The sequence below is a fragment of the uncultured Roseibium sp. genome (assembly GCF_963675095.2).
In the GTDB taxonomy this organism is placed as follows: domain Bacteria; phylum Pseudomonadota; class Alphaproteobacteria; order Rhizobiales; family Stappiaceae; genus Roseibium.
Window position 1 is genome coordinate 57,018 of sequence record NZ_CAXXSJ010000033.1, and the last position, 23,567, is coordinate 80,584.

General features: G+C 61.5%; 19 protein-coding genes and 4 pseudogenes. 5 read left to right on the forward strand and 18 right to left on the reverse strand.

The window, feature by feature from the left end; genetic code table 11:
* Window position 1: 1 nt before the first annotated feature.
* The 9 genes and pseudogenes from ABIN98_RS12955 to ABIN98_RS12995 form a co-directional block, all read right to left on the reverse strand.
* Entirely contained in the window at window positions 2-1,015 is a 1,014-nt protein-coding gene (locus tag ABIN98_RS12955; protein WP_346910606.1) for an adenylate/guanylate cyclase domain-containing protein, read from the reverse strand.
* A 242-nt stretch (window positions 1,016-1,257) separates the two neighbouring features.
* Window positions 1,258-1,785 carry a hypothetical protein gene (locus tag ABIN98_RS12960; RefSeq protein ID WP_346910542.1) on the reverse strand — a complete coding sequence of 176 codons (528 nt, stop codon included), beginning with the start codon at window positions 1,783-1,785 and terminating at the stop codon, window positions 1,258-1,260.
* Window positions 1,786-1,827: 42 nt separating this feature from the next.
* The gene (locus tag ABIN98_RS12965) at window positions 1,828-2,028 is read right to left on the reverse strand and encodes a PKD domain-containing protein (protein WP_394701492.1); all 201 of its coding nucleotides are present in this window, start codon (window positions 2,026-2,028) and stop codon (window positions 1,828-1,830) included.
* The gene (locus ABIN98_RS12970; protein WP_346910544.1) at window positions 1,961-2,455 is read right to left on the reverse strand and encodes a PKD domain-containing protein; all 495 of its coding nucleotides are present in this window, start codon (window positions 2,453-2,455) and stop codon (window positions 1,961-1,963) included. The genes ABIN98_RS12965 and ABIN98_RS12970 overlap by 68 nt, the downstream gene beginning before the upstream one ends.
* Window positions 2,418-5,858, reverse strand: a pseudogene (locus tag ABIN98_RS12975) (PKD domain-containing protein); the annotation flags it as partial. The gene ABIN98_RS12970 and the pseudogene ABIN98_RS12975, both read right to left, overlap by 38 nt.
* Window positions 5,848-6,726: a hypothetical protein gene (locus tag ABIN98_RS12980; protein ID WP_346910546.1), complete on the reverse strand. Its 879-nt coding sequence runs from the start codon at window positions 6,724-6,726 to the stop codon at window positions 5,848-5,850. The pseudogene ABIN98_RS12975 and the gene ABIN98_RS12980, both read right to left, overlap by 11 nt.
* 17 nt (window positions 6,727-6,743) lie before the next feature.
* Window positions 6,744-7,556, reverse strand: a complete 813-nt coding sequence (locus ABIN98_RS12985) for an Ig-like domain-containing protein (protein WP_346910548.1) — start codon at window positions 7,554-7,556, stop codon at window positions 6,744-6,746.
* Between the two features lie 670 nt (window positions 7,557-8,226).
* A pseudogene (locus ABIN98_RS12990) lies at window positions 8,227-9,105 on the reverse strand (FecR domain-containing protein); the annotation flags it as partial.
* 91 nt (window positions 9,106-9,196) lie between these two features.
* Entirely contained in the window at window positions 9,197-9,445 is a 249-nt protein-coding gene (locus ABIN98_RS12995; protein WP_346910552.1) for a hypothetical protein, read from the reverse strand.
* Between ABIN98_RS12995 and ABIN98_RS13000 the strand changes: the two genes are divergently transcribed.
* Window positions 9,444-10,169, forward strand: coding sequence for a gamma-glutamylcyclotransferase (locus tag ABIN98_RS13000; RefSeq protein ID WP_346910554.1), 726 nt, complete (start codon window positions 9,444-9,446; stop codon window positions 10,167-10,169). The genes ABIN98_RS12995 and ABIN98_RS13000 overlap by 2 nt on opposite strands.
* 40 nt (window positions 10,170-10,209) lie before the next feature.
* Here the strand turns inward: ABIN98_RS13000 and ABIN98_RS13005 are convergent, their stop codons facing one another.
* Window positions 10,210-10,710, reverse strand: coding sequence for a DUF4405 domain-containing protein (locus tag ABIN98_RS13005; RefSeq protein ID WP_346910556.1), 501 nt, complete (start codon window positions 10,708-10,710; stop codon window positions 10,210-10,212).
* Between the two features lie 305 nt (window positions 10,711-11,015).
* Between ABIN98_RS13005 and ABIN98_RS13010 the strand changes: the two genes are divergently transcribed.
* Window positions 11,016-12,227, forward strand: coding sequence for a GGDEF domain-containing protein (locus tag ABIN98_RS13010; protein ID WP_346910558.1), 1,212 nt, complete (start codon window positions 11,016-11,018; stop codon window positions 12,225-12,227).
* A 34-nt stretch (window positions 12,228-12,261) separates the two neighbouring features.
* Here the strand turns inward: ABIN98_RS13010 and ABIN98_RS13015 are convergent, their stop codons facing one another.
* From ABIN98_RS13015 to ABIN98_RS13045, 7 genes and pseudogenes are all read right to left on the reverse strand, one after another.
* Window positions 12,262-13,425, reverse strand: a complete 1,164-nt coding sequence (locus ABIN98_RS13015; RefSeq protein ID WP_346910560.1) for an iron-containing alcohol dehydrogenase — start codon at window positions 13,423-13,425, stop codon at window positions 12,262-12,264.
* Window positions 13,426-13,728: 303 nt separating this feature from the next.
* A complete protein-coding gene (locus ABIN98_RS13020; RefSeq protein ID WP_346910561.1) occupies window positions 13,729-15,117 on the reverse strand; it encodes an aldehyde dehydrogenase family protein in 1,389 nt (462 codons plus the stop codon).
* Window positions 15,118-15,180: 63 nt separating this feature from the next.
* Window positions 15,181-16,549, reverse strand: a pseudogene (locus tag ABIN98_RS13025) (glutamine synthetase family protein).
* Between the two features lie 93 nt (window positions 16,550-16,642).
* A pseudogene (dctP, locus tag ABIN98_RS13030) lies at window positions 16,643-17,694 on the reverse strand (TRAP transporter substrate-binding protein DctP).
* 122 nt (window positions 17,695-17,816) lie between these two features.
* Window positions 17,817-19,139: a TRAP transporter large permease subunit gene (locus ABIN98_RS13035; RefSeq protein ID WP_346910562.1), complete on the reverse strand. Its 1,323-nt coding sequence runs from the start codon at window positions 19,137-19,139 to the stop codon at window positions 17,817-17,819.
* A complete protein-coding gene (locus tag ABIN98_RS13040; protein ID WP_346910564.1) occupies window positions 19,139-19,735 on the reverse strand; it encodes a TRAP transporter small permease subunit in 597 nt (198 codons plus the stop codon). The genes ABIN98_RS13035 and ABIN98_RS13040 overlap by 1 nt, the downstream gene beginning before the upstream one ends.
* Complete coding sequence (locus ABIN98_RS13045; protein ID WP_346910566.1) at window positions 19,728-20,522, reverse strand: N-formylglutamate amidohydrolase; 795 nt, start codon at window positions 20,520-20,522, stop codon at window positions 19,728-19,730. Before ABIN98_RS13045 ends, ABIN98_RS13040 begins: the two co-directional genes overlap by 8 nt.
* Window positions 20,523-20,776: 254 nt before the next feature.
* On the opposite strand from ABIN98_RS13045, the gene ABIN98_RS13050 reads away from it, so the two are divergent.
* Window positions 20,777-21,643: a MurR/RpiR family transcriptional regulator gene (locus tag ABIN98_RS13050; protein WP_346910568.1), complete on the forward strand. Its 867-nt coding sequence runs from the start codon at window positions 20,777-20,779 to the stop codon at window positions 21,641-21,643.
* Between the two features lie 77 nt (window positions 21,644-21,720).
* On the opposite strand, the gene ABIN98_RS13055 is transcribed toward ABIN98_RS13050, so the two are convergent.
* The gene (locus tag ABIN98_RS13055; RefSeq protein ID WP_346900084.1) at window positions 21,721-21,933 is read right to left on the reverse strand and encodes a cold-shock protein; all 213 of its coding nucleotides are present in this window, start codon (window positions 21,931-21,933) and stop codon (window positions 21,721-21,723) included.
* Between the two features lie 476 nt (window positions 21,934-22,409).
* On the opposite strand from ABIN98_RS13055, the gene ABIN98_RS13060 reads away from it, so the two are divergent.
* Both ABIN98_RS13060 and ABIN98_RS13065 read left to right on the forward strand, forming a co-directional pair.
* The gene (locus ABIN98_RS13060; RefSeq protein ID WP_346910570.1) at window positions 22,410-22,742 is read left to right on the forward strand and encodes a BA14K family protein; all 333 of its coding nucleotides are present in this window, start codon (window positions 22,410-22,412) and stop codon (window positions 22,740-22,742) included.
* 344 nt (window positions 22,743-23,086) lie between these two features.
* On the forward strand, window positions 23,087-23,431 hold the full coding sequence (locus tag ABIN98_RS13065; protein ID WP_394701493.1) for a BA14K family protein: 345 nt from the start codon (window positions 23,087-23,089) through the stop codon (window positions 23,429-23,431).
* Window positions 23,432-23,567: the final 136 nt, after the last annotated feature.

Genomic DNA, 23,567 nt, shown 5'->3' on the forward strand with positions numbered 1-23,567 from the left:
CTTACTGCCCGGCCTCGCTCTGTTTTTCGACGGCTTCCTGCGCGCTCGGCTGATCGTCTTCCTCCCCCGGCAGCTTGACCAGTTCCACCGCATAGACGGAGATCGGCTGAGACTTGCCTTTCACGTTGATCGGCGCGAGTGGAGCGAAGCCGAATTCGGTCATGTGCTTGATGTCGTCGTAGACCGCGTCTGAAATCATGGTTTCCTTCGGCGCGGCCGCCGAACACAGGCGGGCTGCGAGGTTCACGTGGTCGCCAAGGACCGTGTAGTCCATCCGCTCCGGGCTGCCCATGGCGCCGACGACCACGTCGCCGACATCAATGCCGATGCCGATATCGAGTTCCCAATCCGGATTTTCCCTGGAAGAAGCCTCCATGATGTCCTGGATTTCGGCCGCGCAGCGCACCGCATCCGCGCTCATATCCGGGCCGTGGAACACGGCCATGATCTGGTCGCCGACGAACTTGTCGATATCGCCGTTGTTGCGGGCAACAGCTTCGCCCTGATAGGCGAAATAATGGTTCAGGACATCGACGACCACCTCCGGCTCGCGGCTCTCGGAAAAGGCCGTATAGCCGCGGATATCGGCAAATAGGATTGCCGCCCGCTTGCGGGATCCTCCGAGATTTACGCTGCCATCACTGGAATCCTGAATGGCGTCGATGGTGCCGTGGGATACGAATTTCGCGAGCTGGAACCGCTCGTTGATCTGCACGATCATTTCGTTGATGCGGCCGGCAAGTTCGCCGATTTCGTCGCGGCTCTTAACGCCGGTGACGCGCGCCTGGAAATTGCCCTTCCCGACCTCAATGGCCGCCTGTCCGATTTTCAGGATCGGCCGGGAAATGCCGAGCGAGAAGAAGATCGCCCCCAGGCCGGCGACGGCCAGCCCCGCGCCGACCCAGATGATGAGGTTCCGGGTCATGACGTCGATCGTGTAATAGGCCGCCGCCTCGCTCTTTTCCGCAATCACCGCCCAGTCGAAGGGGCCTGGGAAGGAAAAGGCGCCCAGCATGACCTCGCCGTCGGGCCGGGCATAGGGTTTGATGCTGATCACCCGGGTCTGCAGGGCAAGCAGGCTGGTCGCCTCGTTGACGATATCGAAATCGGACAGGTCGTCCTCGCCGGAAGCAAAGATACGCTGGCCCTGCTTGTTGACGATCGTAATGGTACCGATCTTGGTGAAGGCGTGGGCGTCGATGAAGTCCTTGATACGGCTGATGTCGATCCGGGCCGACAGGGTTGCCGGCCTTCCGTTCAGCGGATTCTGCAGGGGCAGGATGATGGAGGCGAGCCAGATGTTGGTTCCCTCCAGATGCTGGACCTGGCGGGCAAGACCATGGTTGCCTTGACGATAGTCCTTGATCGTCGCCGGATTGATACGTAACACGGCCTTCGGCTCCAGCCCGGCCTCGCCGAGTTTTTCGAAAAGCCTTCCCGCGTGACCAGCAAGGGCCGTTGGCTGCCTTCCACCGTAATCTGAAGGGCGACGATATCCGGCAGTTCGGCAATACCAAGGGTCAGGAGCGCGATCTTGGCGTCGACGCTGAGCTTTTCATTGTCGACCCCGTTGGCGATCAGCGACAGGGGCGCGGCCCAGGCATTGCGGTAGACACTGTTGATTTCCGTGGTGACCTGACGGGCGGTTTCCGTCAGCTGGTCGTTGGCCGAACTCTTCAACTCGTCGCGCGCGATGCGAATCAATGTCTGACCCGCGATCAGCAGAGGCAGTACCGCGATCACCGCGGCAAATATCAGGAGCTTCTTGCGAAGTGTCAGTCGCATTCCATGGGGTCCCCACCACAGTTGCGGGGCCCAAATGGAAGCTTAGTAGGCTTCTCTTTCCCGCACCTTCACCCTGATCGTATCAGATGCCGTGCCGCAGGAAAGGCCGGAACCGTCGGAAACCGTCAGTTTGACCTCGTAGTCGCCCGGCGCGGTGAAACTGTGCGCTACCCGCTCAACCCGACTGCTGGCCGTCCGGACCGAAGTCCCAGGTATGGGACAGATCCGTTCCGTCCGCATCATAGGACCGCCACGCGCTGAAGACCTCCGCGTCGTTAGCACCGCCGGTGAAGACTTCACGATCCGGACCGGCATCGGCCGTTGGCGGTGTGTTGACGACGACAGTCATCCTGTCTTCGCGAGTATCACAGGAAGAGCCGGAATCGTCGATCACCTTCAGCGTGACGTCATAGGTGCCGGGTCGGGCATAGGTATGTTCCGGGGTCATGCCGATAGCGGTCTCGCCGTCGCCGAAGTTCCACTCGACTCTGGAAATCCGGCCGTCCGGATCGCTCGACGCGCCGGCATCGAAGGCCACGGCCACGCCCGGGCAGGCGGCGAGATTGCGTCCCGGCAACCGCATTCGGTGGCTGATTGACCAGAATGACCTTGGAAGCCTGCCGCTGGCTGGAGGTGCGCCCCTTACCGTCGTCGACCAGCACCGAGACATTGTACCGGCCAGGAGAGACGAAGCGTTTGGTCACCTTTTCCGCGTCTGCGGTGGTGCCGTCTCCGAAAGACCAACTGAAGGCGCTGATCGGAGCTTCACGGCTGGTGGAGCGGGCCGCGGACAGCGTGACCTGCTCGCCCACGCAGACCGCATCGGGCGCATCCAGCACAGCCGTTGCCCCGTCGCTGACGATCACGGTCACCGTATCGGTCGCGCTGGAATTGGTGAGGCCGGCCGTATCGGTCACCGTCAGCTTGACGTTGTAGCGTCCGGGCTCGGCGTAGCGGTGACGGATGGCGACACCGTTTGCGGTCGTGCCGTCGCCCAGGTCCCAGACGTGGCTGGCAATCGCTCCTTCTTCATCGCTGGAGCCGGAGCCGTCGAGTTCGAATTCCTCGTTGACGCCGACGACGATGTCCTCACCGGCATCGGCGACCGGGGCCGCGTTGACCGTGATCAGTTGGTAGCCGGTGATCATGTGGCAGTCGTCCGACTTGGCCGTGCTGTCGACCGTCAGCGCCACCCGGTAGGAGCCGGCCTTTTCAAAGGTATGGGTCTGCAGGGCGCCATCGGCGCTCGTACCGTCGCCGAAATTCCAGGACCAGCCGGTCACCACGCCGCCGTCCAGATAGGACCGCGAGCCGTCAAAGCTGACCGCTTCACCGACCGGAACGGCGGAGACGGCTTCGATCAGCGGCACCGGAGCGGCGATCACCTCGACATTGACCTCGTCAGTCGCGCGGATGTCGCACTGTCCGACCCGGTCGCCCTCAATGGTGAGCTGCGCCCGGTAGGTACCGGCGCGCCGGTAGGTGTGTTTCGGCTTGTCGCCGCCGCTCGATCCGCCGTCACCGAAGTCCCACTGGAACCGGTTGACGACACCGTCCGCGTCCCACGACCTGGAACCGTCGAAGGTTGCTTCCGTATTGGCGCAGATCCGGATGTCCGGGCCGGCGTCCGCGACCGGCGCCTGATCGACGGTAACGGCGATCTGATCGCGCGCGGTGGCATTGCCCAGCCCTGAGTCGTCGGTCACCGCCAGCGTGACCGGATAGACGCCGCCGCGCCGGTAGGTCTTGGTCGGATTGACGATGTCGGACCCGGAGCCGTCGCCGAAGTCCCAGGCGTATTTCAGCACTCCGCCATCCGGATCGGACGACTTGCTGCCGTCCAGAACCAGAATATCGCCGGTGCACAGCCGCTGGTTCTCGCCGGCAACGGCGACCGGGGCATTGTTGATCGTGACCGTGAGCGCGTCCCGGCTGGTGCCGTTGGCAAGCCCGGTGCCGTCGCTGACGGTCAGGATGACGGGGAAGCTGCCTCCGGTCGCAAACGTGTGGGCGACCTGGGCGCCGGTGGCCGAAGTCCCGTCGCCGAAGTCCCAGGTGTAGCTCAGGCCGTCGCCGTCCGGATCGGAGGACGCGCCGGCGTCGAAGATCACAAGGTTCTTGGCGGTAAAGACGTCCTGCCCGGCATCCGCCGTCGGCTGATGATTGACGCGGATCGTGATCTCATCTTCGGCCAGGGCGTTGTCGGCGCCGCTGTCATCGGACACCGTCAAAAGGGCGGTGTAGGTGCCCGGTTCGTCGAACTTGATCTCATGAGCTTTCGCATAGACGGGCTCGTTCCTGCCGGCAATGTCCCATCGGAAGTCGGTGACCGTTCCGTCGCTGTCGCTCGACCGGCCTGCGTCGAGGGTGAACAGCTGGCCCGGGGCCACCCGGATATTGTCGCCCGCATCGGCAACCGGCGGGGCGTTGATGATGACCTCCGCCTCGTCATAGTCCACGGCCCTGGTCTGGCCGGTGTTGTCGGTTACCTTGAGACGGACGAAATACCGTCCCGGCTTATCGAAGGCATGGGTCGCGATTTCACCGTTTTCGAGCGTGCCGTCCTTGAAGTCCCATTCGTATTCCGCAATGTCTCCGTCGGGATCGATGGAGCGGTTGCCCTGGAAGGTCAATTCTTCGCCGGGCGCGCCGATCAGGTCCGGACCCGCATCGGCGATCGGCGGGGTGTTGACCACCACCTGCATCGTGTCCGAGGCGGTGTTGCGGATGGTGCCGGACGCATCGGTCACCGTCAGCCGGACGTCGTATGTGCCGGGCGTCTTGTAGACATGAGCCGGCGCGGCGCCGCTCCCGGTCGTGCCGTCGCCGAAGTCCCAATGATAGTCGGCGATGCGGTCATCGGCATCCGAAGATCCCGATCCGTCGAAATGGACCGCGCTTGCCGTCACCACCTGATCCTTGCCGGCCACCGCCACCGGCGGTGCATTGACGCGCACGGACAGGGTATCCGACCGACCGCGGGTCTTGGTGCCGGAATCGTCGGTCACCGACAGGCGGACCTGATAGGTGCCCGGCTTGGCGAAGGCATAGGTGATTGTCTCGCCATTCGCACTGGCGCCGTCACCCAGATCCCATTGGTAGGAAATCAGTTTTCCGTCAGGGTCCCGGGAGCGGCTGCCGTCGAAGGTGATCACCTCGCCGGTGGCAACGCTCAGATCGTCGCCTGCAACCGGAACCGGCGGCGCGTTGACGATCACCTGGGCCGTGTCGGTGGCCTTGCTGTTGGCAACGCCGGCATCGTCTTCCACGGTCAGTGCGACATCGTAGGTGCCCGGGGTCTTGAACGCGTGCCCGACGCTTGCGCCGTCCAGGGTGGTGCCGTCGCCGAAGTCCCAGCGGTAGGAGATGATCTTGCCGTCGGTGTCGTAGCTCTTGCCCGCGTCGAAGCTCAGCTGCGCGCCGACTTCGGTGCGCCGGTCCGCTCCGGCCTCGGCAACGGGCTGCGCATTGACCCGGATCGGAATGTCGATGGTGCCGTTGTCGCACGGGTGGCCGGAATCGTCGGTAACCGTGAGCGAGACGAGATAGTCGCCCGGATGCTCAAACACGCGGGTTACCTGCGGCCCTTGCGCCGTGAACCCGTCGTTGAAGTGCCAGTCGAAGCGGGCGATGTCCGCCGCTTCGCTCGACGAGGTGTCGGCATTGAACAGAACGCTCTCGCCGGTTCCCACGACCGCGGGCGCATTGATCCGGGCGACCGGCGGATGCTTGACGAAAACATCCAGCGTCTTCGCACTGCCGTTGCCGATCTGGCCGGAATCGTCGCGGACTTCGAGCCGTTCCTTGAATTGGCCGGTCGCGTCGTAGTCTTTCACCACGGCCGGGCCGGTCATGATCGTGTCGTCGGAGAAGATCCACTTGAACGACAGGCGGTTGCCGTCCGGGTCCCGGCTCTGCGACGCGTCGAAGGCAACGGCACGGCAGCCGTCGAGGAAGGTCGCCGTGGCGCTGATTTCCGGCCGGCGGTTGGGGATCCAGTTGAACGGCGGCAGGTCGAGCGGCAGGAACCTGTCCGCCTTCACCGTGATGTAGAAGGTGGCGTCATTCGGCATTTCCGACCCGCCCTGCAGGGTGATCGCCGCCGGCTGGCCCTGCTCGTCTGGCAACAGGCTTGACGGTCTCGCTGCGCCACTGGTCCTGGCCGGACGGTTTCAGCGGCACGGAGCGGAAGGCGGTGGTCAGGTTCAGCTTGCCGTAGGCCGCATCGAAATTGTCGATGGAAAGCTCGGTTTTCTGATCCGGCACCTGAAACCGCAATTCGGTCAGGGTCGTCTTGTTGGGGACGCGGATCGTCGGCGCATAGGAGAACAGTTTGACGCCGTCAGGCGGCACGGCGCGACGGTCCCGCAGGCTGATGGCGACACCATAGAGGTTGCCGTCGTTGCCGCTCGTTCCTTCCACGTTAAGGCGGAAGATCCGCTTGTCACCGCGCTTTTCCCCCTCGGAGGGAGAAAACAGCGCCATCGTGGTCCACTGCCCGTCGGTGCGCGCATCGTCGGTGTAGGTCTTTTCCGAGAGCAGGGTGCCGCCCGTGATCTCCACCGGTTCGCCGTTGTCGCCGATCGTGCGGTCGCCGGCGAATGCGCCGTCGCCGCCATAAAGCGCGAAGCGGGTTTCGGAATTGGCCGGTCCGTAGAGAAGGTCGTGATCGCCGCCGCTTTCCGGATCGAACAGGCGCAAATAGACCCGGTCCTCCAGCGTATCGGGAAGCTCGATATAGATGATCTGTCGGTGGGTGGGATCGCCTTCGCGCGTCGGGGCGTCGGCCCCGTAGGTGACCAGCAGGGGCACATCGATCGGCTTCGCCTGCTGGGCTGAAGCCGGCGCGACCATCGCCAGCGGCGCAAGCAGAACGGCTGTGGCGACAACCGGTTTCTTCCTGCGGATCTTCCCAAAGCGGCGCGCTTCGACTGAAAACATTCCCGCGACCATCCCCGTCATTTCAACCGGACCCGGATCCGGTTTCCGGCATCGTCCTGCAGTTCGATGCCTGCAAGACGAACCCCTGAAATATCAGCCGAGGCGACCGCCACTGCGCCCCTGTAACTTCTGCTGAGTTTGTTGTAGCGCAAGAAACCGTCCACTTCAGTCCCATTCGACAACAAGGTAAACGGCGCGGCCTTCGCCAGACCGCTTGCATCTTCAGCCATGACCTCCACCGTCACCCGGCCGCCGCTACCGGGCTTGATCGTATGGCTCACATAGCTCGGCGGGCTCTGGTCGAGGGTCACGGTCCAGGTTTCGACCGTGACGTTGCCGGCCAGATCGCTGGCCGACATCTCGATGGTGTTTTCCCCTTCTTTCAGGGTGATGACCTCATCGAATCGCTTGTCCTTGAGCGGAATCTCCCGCCCGTTGAGCTGCACCGTGCGGCTGTCGGTCACCGTGCCGCGCAGCGCCAGGAACTCTGTCGAGGTGAGGCGGGGCAGGGGCGAGTCGAGCTCGATCGCCGGTGGGTCCCGGTCGATGCTGACCATGAAACTGTCCTGGCTGGAAAAGCCCGATGCGCTGGTCACGGTGATCTTAAAGTCGCCTTCATCGGTGCTGAGCGGAAGCGTGAAGGCGAAACCGCCGTCGCCGTCCGTCGTTGCACTGGCGCGGAGGACGCCATCCGGGCCGAGCACCTGTAATTTCGCGTTCTTTTCCGTTTGGCCGGACAGGGAAATCTCGCTGCCGCTTGCGACGAAATGCCGGGCCGAAACACGGGGGATTGCGACGCTGAAGGTGATTTCCGCCGTCGCGTCCGGCATATGCACCACTTCCCGCGACACTTTCGTTTCATTGCCGGCAGCATCGCGGGACAGGACCGTCAATACGTTCGGACCGGGCTTTAGCGGAACGGCGAGAGAGTAGTGCCCCTGATCGTCGACCGCAGCTGCGGTCCCGTTGACGGAAACCGTTGCGCCCGAGCTCGCTTTCGCCTTTCACCACGACCGAGGCTTCCCGGTAGATGTCGCTGCTCACCGGTGCGTCCAGTCGCAGGTAAGGCGGCGCGTTATCGATCCGCATGTCGAACCGGTGCGACAGGCTGCGCGGCCCCGGCAGACCGAACTGGTCGAGCGCGGAAATCCGCCAGTAGTAGATGCCGGTATCCAGGTTCTCCAGCGTGAAGGACGTGTCGGGCAGGGCCGATACGGAATCCACCATGTGATTGAAGTTCGGATCGCGGGCGACCTCCAGCCAGTAGCCGGCGGCGTCCTTCACCGGGCTCCAGGAGAGGTCCGCCATCCGGTTATAGACCTCGCCGTCGTCGGCGGGCGCCAGCAGATCGGGCGTACCCAGCAGCTCGACCTTCTTGCGCGGGGCTTCACCCGAGCGGATGACCACGCCTTCGTTGCGGCCGAGATCGACCCGGTCCCCCCGGGCGGCGATTTCGACGCGCCTGTCGTCGTAGTTGGTGAACTTGGCGCCGCTGACATCCTGGCGGACCCAGAAATCGCCGGAATCGATCTGCGCATTCACATCCGGAACGTCGACCTGCAGCGTCTTCCTGTCGGAATCGCCCCCGAGCAGGGCATAGAAGTCGCCTTCCACCAGAGAGACCTTGGCGTCTTCCCGCTTTTTCAGCGGATCGACGCGCATTCGCTGGATGACGGCATGGGAATTGGCGTTCAGGCGAAGCCTGCCTGTGTCCCGGAACGTGATCTGTGCCGTCGAGCGGGACAGCGTGCGTACCTTTTCTTCCTCGACCAGGACCGCATTGATCTGACGATCCTCCCAGCCGAGGTCTTCCGGGCGCTGGCCTTCCACCCAGCCTTGACGGTCGCTGAGGCGCGCCTCGGCCGCCTGGTCACGGTTTTTCTCTGCCAGAGAGTAAGCTTTGGAAGCCAGGCCCTCGGCGGCGACGGCAAGCTCGAGCGTCTTGCTCCAGTCGCCGGCTTTCTGCTCGGTCAAGGCGTCATCGTGCAGGCGAATGGCCTCGTCGATCTCATCGAAGGCGAAGACCTGAGCTCCGGCGGCATTCGCATCCTGGATCCGGGCATTGGAACTATTGAGCGCGGTGCGGGCCGCGGCAACCTCTGTGGTTGGAACGGTCAGGCCCTGTCCGGGTCTCAGATCGGTAATCCGGTCGATGCCGCTGGCCTTCAGGATGGAAGGCCAAAGATCCGCATCGCCGAGATACGTCTTTGCGATCTGGCGCAGATCGGCGCCTGGGTCATAAGGCACGGTGATGGCGGCAAGGGCGGGGCGCGTAAGCAATGAAGAGGTCAGATAGACGAGCGCAATTGTCTTCACGGCCCTTGTCAGAGCACGCGAACGATTGATTTCCCTCGTCGAAAATCCACTACCCCATCCCATGTAAAATCCTGGACCTAGGTAATTTTACGCTGTCAATCATAGCAGAACTCTTCCCCTGCGGCACCTGCAGGGGCGTAATATTTAGAATTGGTTAATCACGACCGATCCGGATATTTGGCGGATCGTAAAAATTACGAATATCGATACTTCGTCCGAAAATCGGGCGACCATAAGGCCGGATACCGTGGAAGCCGGGTTGATAGGTCAAATTGGCTTGAAAAAAAGTGAACGGCCGGTTCGCCACTTCTGGTTTTGTGACAAGGCCTTCAAGGTTGGCTAAAAACAACTGAACCGTTTCGAAAGAGCCATCCCGAAGAACCCGAGGCATCAATCCCGACATGCAGGACGCTGCGAACCCGTTTCGTCACCATCCGAACCTTGCGACCAAGATCATACCCGCGGATGAATCCCGGTTCCGCACGCTGGACCTGAGCCACATGGACCGCGAGATGCGGTCGATGGGGCTGCCGGAAAACTGGCGCAGAAGCGATGAAGACCGGGAAGCCTCGAGACGGCAGACGCTGGAGGGCCGCTGGGGGCAGGACATGTGGGTCTTCGCTTATGGCTCGCTGATGTGGGATCCGGCGTTTCATTTCACCGAGGTGCGCCGGGCGCGCCTGGAGGGCCACCACCGCCGCTTCTGCCTGCTGTCCGAGGTTGGTCGCGGCACGCCCGAACAACCCGGCCTGATGGCGGGACTCGATACCGGCGGTACCTGCAACGGGCTGGTGTTCCGTCTGGCTGCGGAAACCCTGGAGGAGGAAAGCAGATACCTGTGGCGTCGGGAAATGATCCTGCGGTCCTACAAGCCGGAGTTTCTGACTTTGGAGACCGCCCACGGTTCTGTCGAGGCCATGGCATTCCTGGTCAATCCGGCTAATCCCCTCCTGCTGCCGCCCATGAGCCTGGAGGAAACCGCAAGGCGGATCGCCGCCGCCGAAGGCTATCTCGGACCGAACATCGACTACCTGGAAAATCTCGCCGACTATTTCGAAGTACTCGACCTGGAAGACGATGAGCTTTTTCAGCTTCGGGATCTCGCAAGAACCTTCCGCAACGGATAAGGAAGCCGCCCGCTCCCCGAAGAGCGCGGGCGTTTTGCGTCTAGCGCTTCACCTGGGCGAGAGCGAAAATCACGTCGCGGCCGCTCTTGTCGCTGGCGCTGGCGACCTCAAGCAGGGTCTGGTCGGGCGAGGTGACGGTCAGACCCTGGCTCTTGAGGGCGTCCATCATGTCTTCCGGGGTCTTGCCATAGAGCGCGGCAACGGCTGTGACTGGTGCGTTCTGGACAGCGCCGGCCACGGCAACCAGCGGGTTTCCGCCCGTGCTTCCGTCCGAAGACGGAATGGCAAACGGGATCGCAGCAGCCACGGACAGGGCGAGCGCGATCGTCATCGGCAGGCGTTTGAAATAGTTCAGGAACGGCCGCCAGTTCTTCCAGATATGGGCGACAAACGGCACGATCAGAACCATGCTCAGCCACTCATGCATGCCATGGAACGTGGCTCCTCCGACATGAAAGAACAGGGCGATGCCGGACACCAGGGAAACCATGAAAAGTCCGGTGATCAACGGGGTGGCATAACGGGAAACAAAGGAGAGCATTGGTGTGGGGCTCCGGGGTGGTTACGTCTTGGGAGGCCTTGACCATAACCCATGTTTTTCGGAACGTCCGTTGAGATAGATCAATAATTACAGTCTGTTACACTTTGGGAATGGTCAGATACAGGTCCGGGAAAAATAAGGCCGGAAAGATCGTTAGGAATTGGGTGTAGCTCTTGGGGTATTCATGAACGGTTAACCATCCCCTCGGGAAATCCCGTGTATTCCAGAGGGTGTCGGACTACTTAAAGTTATGGAAACAGATAAGGCCGCAGTCTTGTTATTAACGTAGCGGAAATTAAGCGAAAGTGACGGACAGCCGAATGCACCTCGATGCCATGACATTTATGGTTTCAAGCACTCTGATAACGGCCTTCGCCTGTCTGGGGCTGCTGGGAGCATGGTTGCAGTTCAACCGGATGCCTGCGCTCTTGTGGTGGGCCGGTGCACACGGAACAAATGCAATCGGCCTTGGCATTCTGGTGTCCGGGCTAACGCTTCAGCTTCCGTTCCTGAACGCCATCGGGGGATTGTTGCTGACCCTGGCGCCAGCTATGATTTGGGCCGGTGTCCAGCGCTTCAGCGGCAGGAACGTGTCCGTTCCGGTATTTCTCGCTGGCATGGGTGCCGTGCTTTTGGTTGTGGTGGTACCGGTCGAACTTGATCGCCAAAAGTGGCTGGTATCGGTCGAGTTTGGGAATTGGGTCGTGTATCTGCTGCTGTCGGTTGCAAGCCTGTGGTCGGTACGCGAGGAAAAGCTATATGCGCGCTGGCCGTTGATGGGGCTCCTGACCCTGCATGCGATGGTTTTCCTCGGAGGGGTTTATGAGCAACTCAGCGGCACTTTTGATCCCGATGCTCCGCCTGAGCTCTTCACTTGGTTCGGCATGATCCATCTGGACACCATCTTCTATGCCGGAGGAACCGCGGTTCTTCTGATCCTGATGAGCAAGGAACGCAGCGAGCGGCAGATCGTGGAAGCTGCTAAAACCGATAGCCTGACAGGTGCGGTCAATCGCCAGGCCTTTTTCGAAGGCGCCGAACGGCTCCTCCACCGGTGCAGCAGGGACGGATCACCCTATTCCATGGTCATGTTCGATCTCGATCATTTCAAGACGATCAACGACACGCAGGGTCATCAGGCGGGGGACCGGATCCTGATCGCGTTTGCGAATACGGTCCGGAATTCCCTGCGCCCGAATGACCTGTTCGGACGCTATGGCGGCGAGGAGTTTCTGGTGGTTCTGCCGGATGCCTCGATCGAAACGGCCTATGTCATTGCCGAACGGGTGCGCAAGGCGTTCGCCGACGACCACAGGTTCTTCGACGGGGCACCGCTGAATGCCACCGTCAGCGCGGGCGTGGCGTCGATCAGGACATCCTCCGACCTCAACGATATTGTCGCGTCGGTCGATCGGGCTATGTATGCGGCCAAGCACAATGGCCGGAACCGCGTCGAACGGGCGCCGGATTCGAAGGACGCTGCGGTTCAACGTGGTATTGTTGCGCGAATAGCCTGAGGCCGCGTCGGCGCGGCCTCCGCTATCTCTATTCTCAGACTTCGCCCGAAAGCGCCTTGTCGAAAATCTCCAGGGCGCCTTCCTTGGTGAGTTCCACCGGGTTGCCGCCTGCAGTCGGGTCGATCACGGCCATTTCCGCGATCATTTCCCGCTTCTCGCCGTCCACATTAATGCCGGCCAGCGTGTGCGGCACACCCAGGTCTTCGCGCAGTTTCAGGATCGCGTCGAGGACGCCCTGATAACCACCCGTGAAGCCGAGGAAGCCGGCGAGGCGTTCGAATTTCTGTTCGATCGCCGGCTTGTTGTATTGCAGCACATAGGGCGTGAACACCGCATTGGTCATGCCGTGGTGCGTGTCGTAGATCGCGCCGACCGGATGGGACAGCGAATGGATCGCACCGAGACCCTTCTGGAAGGCGACCGCACCCATGGCGGCGGCGCTCATCATGTGGCCGCGGGCCTCCAGGTCAGACCCGTCGGCGACGACCTTCGGCAGGTTTTCAAAAACGAGCCGCATGCCTTCCAGCGCGATGCCTTCTGACATCGGGTGATAGAACGGCGAGGAATAGGCTTCCAGGCAGTGGGCCAGCGCGTCCATGCCGGTGCCGACGGTGATCATGCGCGGCATGCCGACGGTCAGTTCCGGGTCGCAGATCACGGTCGCCGGCAGCATCTTCGGGTGGAAGATGATCTTCTTGGTGTGGGTTTCCTCGTTGGTGACCACGCCTGCGCGGCCGACCTCGGAGCCGGTCCCGGCCGTGGTCGGAACGGCGACGATCGGCGCGATGCCGGCTGCGTCGGCACGCGTCCAGTAGTCGCCGATATCCTCGAAGTCCCAAACCGGACGGGTCTGGCCGGACATGAAGGCAATCACCTTGCCGGCATCGAGGCCGGAGCCACCACCGAAAGCAATCACGCCATCGTGGTTGCCGGCCTTGTAGGCGGCCACGCCGGCTTCGATGTTGCTGCCGAGCGGGTTCGGTTTCACATCGGAAAAGACGGCGGCCTCAAGGCCTGCTTCTTTCAGGCTTGCAATGGCATCGGCGACCATCGGCAGGCCGGCAAGGCCCGGATCGGTCACCAGCAGCGGATTCCGCATGCCTGCGGCCGACACCACTTTGGGAAGTTCCTTGATGCGGCCCGCGCCGAAACGCACGGATGTCGGATAGGACCAGTTGGCGGAAGGAAGTGAGCTCATGGCGGTCTCTTTGGGTTAAGAGGGAAAACAATTCGGGCGCCAGAGGGATCTCTGAACGCCAATTTCGAGATCATGAAACCGAGCGGTGCCGCATGCATCCCTCTCCCCCCTTGAGGGGGAGATGTCGGCAAATGCCGACAGAGGGGGGTGAACGGCGTCTCGGCAATTCTGAAAGTCTAAGGATGCGGCAAGGCTGCTACCCCCCTCTGTCTCCTGTCGGAGACATCTCCCCCTCAAGGGGGGAGACGGGAGGTTGACGAAAGGCTCTTGTTGCGTCCGGCCAGTCACACCGCATCCTTTCGATTAGTGCTCGATCCGGAAGTGATAGGACTTGGGCCGGGTCAGGTTGTGGAAGCCGACTTCCGAAAGGGCCGCGCCCTTGCCGGTGTCCTTGACCCCGGTCCACACAAGACCCGGATCGACGTAGTCGCAACGGTTCATGAACACGGTGCCGGTCTCGACCTTGTCGCCGATCTCGGCGGCCGCCTCGGCGTCTTCGGTCCAGATCGAGGCGGTCAGGCCGTAGGGGCTGTCGTTCATGAACTGCAGGGCTTCTGCGTCGTCCTTGACCTTCATGATGCCGACGACCGGGCCGAAGCTTTCCTCGCGCATCACCGACATCTGGTGGTTGACGTCGGTCAGCACCTGCGGTGCCAGATAGGGCGTGCCTTCCTTGTTTTCCGGGAAGGCGGACATGTCGATATGGGCCTTGGCCCCTTTGCGCACGGCCTCGTCGGTCTGTTCGCGCACCCAGGCGGCAAAGCGCGCCTGCGCCATCGGCCCGAGGGTGGTTTCCTCATCCAGCGGATTGCCCAGCTTGTACTGGCTGGTCAGGTCGACGAAGCCGTCGACAAACCGGTCGTAGAGGCTTTCCTGGACATAGATGCGTTCGATGCCGCAGCAACACTGGCCCGCATTGTAGAAGGCGCCGTCGACCAGATTGCCGATGGCATAGTCGAGATCCGCATCGGCGCGGACATAGGCCGGGTCTTTGCCGCCGAGTTCCAGTCCCAGCGTCGCGAAAGTGCCCGCGGCCGCCTTTTCGATCGCCCGTCCGCCGGCAACGGAGCCGGTGAAGTTGATGTGGTCGATCAGGCCGGAACCCAGCAGCTTTTCCGTGCCCGCATGGGTGAGGACGATGTTCTGCAGGACGCCCTTGGGCAGGCCGGCCATTTCGAAGGCCTTTGCCAGCCGCTCACCGACCAGCAGCGTCTGGGCGGCATGCTTCAGGATCACCACGTTGCCCGCCATCAGCGCGGGCATGATCGTGTTGATCGCCGTCATGAACGGATAGTTCCACGGCGCGATCACCATCACGATGCCGAGCGGCACATGCTTCAGATAGCGGGTGAAGCCCGGCTTGGGAGCCGGGATATGGTCGGCAAGTGCGGCTTCGGCGATATCGGCCATATAGCGCGTGCGCTCGTCGATGCCGCCGTACTCGCCGCCGAAGCGGACCGGGCGGCCCATCTGCCAGGCGAGTTCGGGAACGATCTCGTCGTTCATCGCCTTCAGCGCGTCCAGCGCCTTCAGGCAGTAGCCGACACGGTCTGCGATCGGTGTGTTGGCCCAGTCGATCTGGGCCGTACGAGCAAGCGAGACGACTTTCTCCACTTGGGACTCGTCCAGTGCGGCACGCTCCGCATAGACCGAGCCGTCGACGGGAGAGACGAGCTTGATGACTTCAGACATGATGCACCTCTAAAGGCCGCAACAAAGGCGGCTTAGGTCAGTTTCAGAATGTTGAGCCCGGGGTCAGGCGCGTTCGAAGCCCCGGGCGATTTCGTAATCGGTCACGACACGGTCGAATTCCTCGATCTCCCATTCCGCCGCCCGGGCGTAATGGTCGATCACCTCATCGGAAAACGCTTCGCGCAGCATCTTCGACTTGCGCATCGTCTCGCGCGCGTCGCGCAGGGTGCCCGGGATTTCCCGTGCACGCTTTGCCTCGTAGACGTCGCCGGACGCGGGTGGATCCAGCTCCAATTTCTCCTCGATCCCCCGGATGCCGGCAGCAAGCTGGGCGGCGATCGCCAGATAAGGGTTGAGGTCGGAGCCGCCGATCCGGCACTCCACGCGGACTGCCTTGGTGCCGTCGCCGCAGAGCCGGAAACCGGCCGTGCGGTTATCGACGGACCATACGGTCTTGGTCGGTGCGAAGGTGCCCTTCTGGAAGCGTTTGTAGCTGTTGATATAGGGCGCCAGGAAGTAGGTGTAGTCGGGCGCATACTTGATCAGCCCGGCCATATACTGGCGCATCAGTTCGGACATGCCATGGTCGCCGGTCGGGTCTTGGAAGGCGTTCTCGTTCGCCTCGTTCCAGATCGACTGGTGGATGTGGGTCGAACTGCCGACCTTGTCCGCGCGCCACTTGGCCAGGAAACTCGCGGAACGACCGTTGGCCCAGGCGATTTCCTTCACCGCATGCTTGGCGATGGTGTGATAGTCGGCGCAGTTCATCGCTTCCGAATAGCGAATGTTGAGTTCTTCCTGCCCGGTCTCGGCCTCGCCCTTGGTGTTTTCGACCGGGATGCCCGCCTTGTAGAGGTGGTTGCGCACCGGGCGCATCACGGCCTCTTCCTTGGTGGTCTGCAGGATGTGGTAATCCTCGTTGTAGCCGGATATCGGCTCCAGATCGCGGAAGCCGGACTTGCGCATGTCGTCGAAGCTCTTCTCGAACAGGAAGAACTCCAGTTCGGTGGCGCATTTGGCCGTGTAGCCAAGCTCCTTCAGGCGCGCGATCTGTTTTTTCAGCATCGTGCGCGGCGCGTGGGGCACTTCCTCATGGGTGTGGTGATCGAGGAGATCACACAGGACCATGGCGGTGCCTTCCAGCCACGGCACCAGCCGCAGGGTCGAAAGATCGGGCTTCATCACGTAGTCGCCGTAGCCGCCGGCCCAGCTCGTCGCCGCATAGCCTTCGACCGTGTACATCTCCAGATCGGTGGCCAGCAGGTAGTTGCAGCAATGAGTTTCCTGCCAGGCGCTGTCGATGAAGTGCTGGGCATGGAACCGCCTTGCCCATCAGCCGGCCCTGCATGTCGACGATACACGTGAGGACGGTGTCGATTTCGCCCGATGAAACCGCAGCCTTGAGCGCATCGAATGTCAGATTGCCAGCCATTTGGATCTTTGTCCGTTCTGAAGAGATAAACTGTCTTTATGTCAGGGAACCCGGTCCGGAGCAATGCCCCGGACCGGTCCTTCGCAGTACTGCTTAGCCGTAGCGGTAAGGCCGGCCGGCCTTCTGCATGTCGGCGTTGTACTTCTTGAAGATCTCGACGACCTTGGCCTTGGTTTCGGACTCGGCCGCGATTTCGTCCCAGAACTTCACAGCGGCTTCTTCGACCGTCGCCCATTCGGCATCCGGAATGGAGGTCAACTCCATCTTGGTGCCGTTGACGCGAAGCGAAGCTTCGCCGCCCCAATACCACCACTGGCGATAGTAGTGCGAGGAATCCATCGCGAGCTGGAGCAGGGTCTTCAGGTGGTCAGGCAGCTCGTTCCAGCGCTCCATGTTGGCGAAGAACGATCCGGCCCACGCACCCGAGATGTTGTTGGTCAGGAAGTAGTTGGTCACATCCGCCCAGCCGACGGTGTAGTCCTCGGTGATGCCCGACCATGCGATGCCGTCCGAGCTCGCCGGTCTGCACGGCGACTTCGATGTCTTCCCAGGGCAGGGTGACCGGCACGACGCCGAACTGGGCCATAAAGCGGCCGGCCGTCGGGGAACGTGAAGACGCGCTTGCCCTTGAGATCTGCCAGCGAGCGGATCGGATCCTTGGTTGCGAAGTGGCACGGATCCCACGAACCGGCCGAAATATGCTTGACGCCGACCTTTGAATATTCCGCGTCCCAGATTTCGTTCAGGCCATACTGATTGAAGAGCACCGGAACGTCGAGCGAGTAGCGCGAGGCGAACGGGAAATAACCGCCGAAGACGGTGACTTCGGTCGGAGAGGCCATGGAGTCGTCATCGGACTGCACGGCATCGATCGTGCCCTGCTGCATGGCGCGAAACAGCTCACCGGTGGGGACGAGCTGGTCGGAGGTATAAAGCTCGATGACCATTTCGCCGTTGGCAGCCTTGTTGAAAGCGTCGATCGACGGCTTGATCACGTGTTCGGCAAGAGCCGGACCGGCATAGGTCTGCAGGCGCCACTTGATCGGTTCCTGACCAAGAACCGCCGGGGCGGCCAGCGTGGAGGCTCCGGCGGCAGTAACCGTTCCGAGGCCGGCTTTCTTAAGAAAATCGCGTCTATTCGTCATTTTCAGATACTCCCCTTTCGAGTGATCCTCTATGGCCCTTCGTGCCTTCCGGCGATTGATTATCGAAGCGCCTGTTACAAACTTCAATCTTCCAAGCTATTGTTCTTATTTATTAATTAGCGCTAATGGTTGTACACATAGTTCGGCAGCATCAGCGCGATTTGCGGAAACACCATGACCAGCACCAGCGCCACGACCATCACCAGAACGAAAGGCGTGATCGAGGCGTAGATGTCGCGCATGCTGATTTCCGGTGGAGCCATGGCGCGCATCAGGAACAGATTGTACCCGAATGGCGGTGTCATGTAGGCGATCTGGGTGGTGATCGTGTAGAGCACCCCGTACCAGATGAGGTCGAAGCCGAGCGCACTGACCAGCGGCACGTAAAGCGGCGCGACGATCACCAGCATGGCGGTGTCGTCGAGGAAAGTGCCCATGATCAGGAACGACAGCTGCATCAGCACCAGGATCATCCAGGGCTCCAGGCCGAGCTGTTCGGTGAACAGGTTCTCGATCGCCTTCACCGCGCCCAGTCCATCGAACACGGCGCCGAAGCCGAGGGCGGCCAGGATGATCCACATGAACATGCAGGAGATGCCAAGCGTATGCTTCAGGCAGGTGATCAGGATCTCCCAGGTCATCCGGCGCTTGACGACAGCGGCCAGGAACGCGGTCAGCGCGCCGATGGCGGAGCTTTCGACCAGGCTCGTCCAGCCGTTGACGAACGGAACCATCATTGTGGCGAAGATGACGACCGGCAGGATCCCGGAGGCCAGAAGCCTGTATTTCTCGCCCTTGGAGGCTTCGCGTTCTTGCGCAGACAACGGCGGGCCGAGTTCGGGCTGGAGCCGGCAGCGGATAGCGATGTAGATGACGAACAGCCCGGCCATCATCAGGCCCGGCAGAACGCCGGCCAGCCAGAGCTGGCCGACCGGAGCCCGGGCGATCATCGCATAAAGCACGAGGACAACGGACGGCGGTACGAGAATACCGAGAGACGACCCGGCCTGGATCACGCCCGAAACCATGCGTTTGTCGTAGCCACGTTTGAGGAGTTCCGGCAGGGCGATCGTCGCGCCGATGGCCATCCCCGCGACCGACAGGCCGTTCATCGCGGAGATCAGGACCATGAGAAAAATCGTGCCGATCGCAAGCCCGCCCGGGACCGGTCCCATCCAGATGTGGAACATCTTGTAAAGGTCGTCGGCAATCCGGGATTCCGACAGGACATAGCCCATGAAGATGAACATCGGCAGCGTCAGCAGCGGATACCATTTCATCAGCTTCATGGCGGCCGAGAACGGGATGTCCTCCCCGCCGGTCCCCCACAGGGCGAGGGCGGCGATGGCCGCAATGCCGCCGATGGCGCCGAAGACGCGCTGCCCGGTAAGCAGCATCACCATCATCGACGAGAACATGAGAAGAGCGATCATCTCATAGGACATCAGATCTCTTCTCCCTTGATCCGGGCGATGTCTTTCAAAAGTTCGGAAACGGACTGCAGGAGCATCAGGACGAAGCCGAAAAGCATGATGAACTTGACCGGCCAAAGGTAGGGCCGCCAGGCGGTCGGGCTGCGTTCGATGTAGCCCATGACCTCCTTGGCGGCATCAGGCCCGCCGGTGACAAAGGCAACGATCAGGTCCTTGAAGAAGGTGAAGCTGTCCTTGCCGAAATAGCCCAGCGAATAGGCGGTCGAATTGACAGCGCCGACCAGCAGGACGCCGAGATAGAAGATCAGCAGAAACACGGTGAAGGCGTCGAACCAGGCTTTCTTCTGCAGCGACCAGTCGGCATAGAACAGATCCATGCGGACGTTGGCGCCAAGCTGGATCGAATAGGGACCGCCGAGAACATAATAGGCAACCATGGCGAACTGGGCGACTTCCAGCGTCCACAACGACGGCTGGAAGAAGGTCTTGGAGATCGACGACCACAGCAGGATCCCCGCCATCCCGAAGACGCCCCACATCATGATCCTGCCGAGACCGCTGTTGAAGCCGTCCACGATTCGGATATACGCGTGCGCGGCTCTAGGCATTCAGGCCCCCTGCGTTTGCATGCGAAACGGTTTTCAAGGCGTCCGCCAGGACACCGGCAAGAAGCTGCGCCCAGACCTTTTCCGCCTCAGGCGTTGTCACCCTGTCGTTGCGGATTTCGATCATCAGCGGCACCAGGCCCCGGTTTTCTCCGTGCCGGGTCAGCGTGTAATAGACCCCATCCGCCGGTGAATAGGGATCGTTGTCGCCTACCTGCCAATCCGATCTCTCCTTCAGGAGGGAAAGGGCAGGGTCCGCGAGACGACGGTCCTGGTCCGAAATCAGGCCGATTTCGCAGTCCCGATGGACGCCCTTGTAAACCGGCGTGAACGTGTGGACCGAGACCAGGGCCGTTGGTTGTCCGAGGCGCTGCCGTTCATCCAGCACCGCGTCGATCGCGGCGTGGAACGGTGTATGCGCCAGCGCGACCCGGCGCGCGCGCTCGTCCGGGGCGAGGCCCTGGTTGCCGGGAATGACGGTCTGCTCGCTGATTTCAGGGATGAGATCGACGGCCGACTGATCCCGGTTGCAGTCCACCAGCAGGCGGGACAGCGTCGAATGAATCAGAGGAGCGTCGAGGAGACGGCTGAGTTCAAGGGAAACGCCGAGCGCGCCTGGATCCCATGCGATATGGGCCACCCGGTCCGCGTCAGACAACCCCAATCCTCCATAGGCGGGAGGCATCCGGTTGCTGGCATGATCGCACACCAGCACGAACGGTCCGACGCCGCCGGGATTGTCCACGACGACCGGCGCATCCTCACTTTCGACAGGCAAAACGACTGCCATCAATCAAGTCCCCTCGTGAGGTTTACGTGACTGTTAACGTTTGTATTTTTTGTTACAGGATTGCGTCAACAGTCAAACCTTGTATTATTTGATACACACTTTGCGGTGAAGTCAAACGGAAATCTTGGAGCATGTCTCCCAAAAGTGGGTACCGGTTTCGGGACAAAGACATGCGGCAAAACAATTCAAGAGAGCATGTGGCGTGAATGTAATGAACGCGACAGGCTATCGGCACGCGGAGTGGGAGGAACCCCATGATACCACCCCTGCTGGATGAGATCCGAGAACGGCTCGACGAGTTCACTGCGACCGAACGCAAGGCGGCTCATGCGCTTCTCGCCAATTACCCGATGCAGGGTCTTGGAACCGTGGCCCAGTTCGCCCAGGCCGCAGGGGTCAGCTCGCCTACGATTTTGCGGTTTGTCGCCCGGCTGGGATTTCCGGGGTTTGCCGATTTTCAGGCGCGTTTGCGCACGGAGTTGGAAAACCAGCTGAACTCGCCGCTCGCCCGCAGCACGGTCATGGAAACGGATGCCTCCATCGACGGCGATCCGCTGATGGACAAGCTGGTCGACAATGTGCGCGAAACCTTCGCCCATCTGCCGCGCGGCGAGTTGCAGAGCCTGATCCGGATCCTGGCCGATGAGAAGCGCACCGTTTATCTGCTCGGCGGCCGGTTCACCGATGCGCTGGCACGTTATACGGCCGCCCATCTCCGGATTGTTCGCCCGAATGTAGTGCATGTGGCCGGGCAGCAGGGGAACTGGCTCGACCAGTTGATCGGCATGGGGCCGAAGGATGTGCTGGTCGTCTTCGATATCCGCCGCTACCAGGCGGAGATCGTGCGCTTTGCGGAAGCCGCGGCCCGCCAGGGCGTGACCGTCGGCCTGATCACGGACAGCTGGCAGTCGCCGATCGGCCGCATCGCGGCCCATGTCCTTCCCGCTCGCGTGGCGGTGCCGTCACCGTGGGATTCCAGCACGGCGCTGATGGCGATTGCGGAGCTGCTGATTGCGGGCGTAACCCAGGAAAATGCCGAACGCAGCCAGACGCGCATGAAGGCGCTGGAGGATCTGCGCAACGCCTATGATCCGAAGCGCGCCGGCGATGATCTCCTGTAGGAGATCGTGAAAACAAAAACGCCGGCGCAAATGCACCGGCGTTTGGTCAATCCCGAGGGATCGAAAATTGAGGCCAATCAGGCCATTTCGAGCTGGGCAGCCTGCTTGCCGCGGCCGCGCCGGTCGTCTTCGGTCACATAGGTGACCTTGGCGCCTTCTTCCGGCGCCGGAATGCCGGCCTGCTCGAAGGCGGTGATGTGAACGAACACGTCCTTGCCGCCGTTTTCAGGCGTGATGAAGCCGAAGCCACGGTCGTAGTTGAAGAACTTGATGGTGCCGTTTTCGCGCATTTGGAAACCTTTCCGTTAAGTGGCGTGGGCCCCCTAGTCCATGCCGCAAGGCCCACATAAACGAGCAGTCAGCTAGAAACGGAAAAGCTTCGAAATTCAGAGCAGAGTGGCTGAAAACGGCCGGCCCCTGCCGAAAACAGTCTTTACCGGGTCTATTTCGTGTCCCGATCGGCAAATCAATCGCCGATGCGCGAAATGTAAGGCGACCCGCGCGTCTTTACAAGCACCCGTAGTCCGATTGCTCCGCCGAAACCCGCCAGACGGACCGGGGCCTCCTCTCACGATATGCGCCGCGCTCAATAAGCTGCGTATACGTCATATCTGACGGAATTAAGAAAAGAAGAAATAAAGGAGCCATGTGATCGCTGTCACAGATCGTATTGGATCGATTTGCTAAAGTCACAGTCATTGCAGGAAGGTCCCATCATTGAGATGGAGCTTGGGGAATATAGAAAAACGGATATTGGAGTTTGGAAATGTTTAAGAAAATCGCAAAAACAACTACGATTGCCACTGCCCTCGCGGCTTCGGTGCTTGTGTCTGTCGGTGCGACTACGGCTTCCGCCGGCGGGGGCTATCATGGCCCGAAAAAGCACCACGGCCACCATTGGAAACATGGTCATCGCTGGTATCCCGGTGTCTTTGTCGGTCCGTTCTATAGCGGTCCGCGCTACGGGGCTCCGGTCTACTACCGTCCGGCTCCCTGGACCCCGCAATGGTATCGGTACTGTTCGTCCAAATACCGGTCGTTCAACCCGAATACCGGCTATTTCGTGACCTATTCCGGCCATCGCAAGTTCTGCCGGTAACCGGCACCGGCCACATCAAAAAGCAGCCTTTGCCCCTGGCACGGTCGTTTTGACCGTGCCGGGGGCAAGTCTTTTGTGGTGGCGGCAGACGACAGATAGGCGGCACGGGTGCCATGCCGGTTTCCCGGTTCCGGCACTGACGGCCGCCGGGATTAACCGCTTGCTAACCCTTCCGGTCATTTCCCGCACTTTTTTCGAAAGCGGCCGGCTTGTGACACCCATCACAGCGAGCGGCTACGGCCTCGCCTAAGGTCATCTCCATCGACGGACACACCGTCACGCAAATGAAAGCAGAGAACGCAAACACAGCGTTCAAGACAAAGACCGACAGAGGAGTATCAGCAATGTTCACGAAAGTCGCAGCAACCACCCTGGCCGTCGCCGTTATCGCAACGTCCGCAATGACCGTTTCCGTCCAGACCGCAGATGCCAAGAACGGCCGCAACGGTGCCTTCGCCGCCGGCGCGGTGATCGGCCTGGCCACCGGCGCTATCGTTGCCTCGCAGGCGCAGCGCCGTCACTATGCACCGCCGCCGGCCTATTATCCGGCTCCGGCCCCGGTCTACTACGCTCATCCGGAGCCGTGGACGCCCGCATGGTACCGGTATTGCTCGTCAAAATACCGGTCCTTCAACCCGAACACCGGTTACTTCGTGACCTATTCCGGTTACCAGAAGTTCTGCCGCTAAGCGAAGCGGTCACATCAAAAAGCAGCCTTTGCCCCTGGCCCGGTCGTTTTGACCGCGCCGGGGGCAAGTCTTTTGTCAGGTGGGGCAGCCTGACAACATGCGGAGCGGATCTCTTCGACGGTCGCCGGTTCCGGTG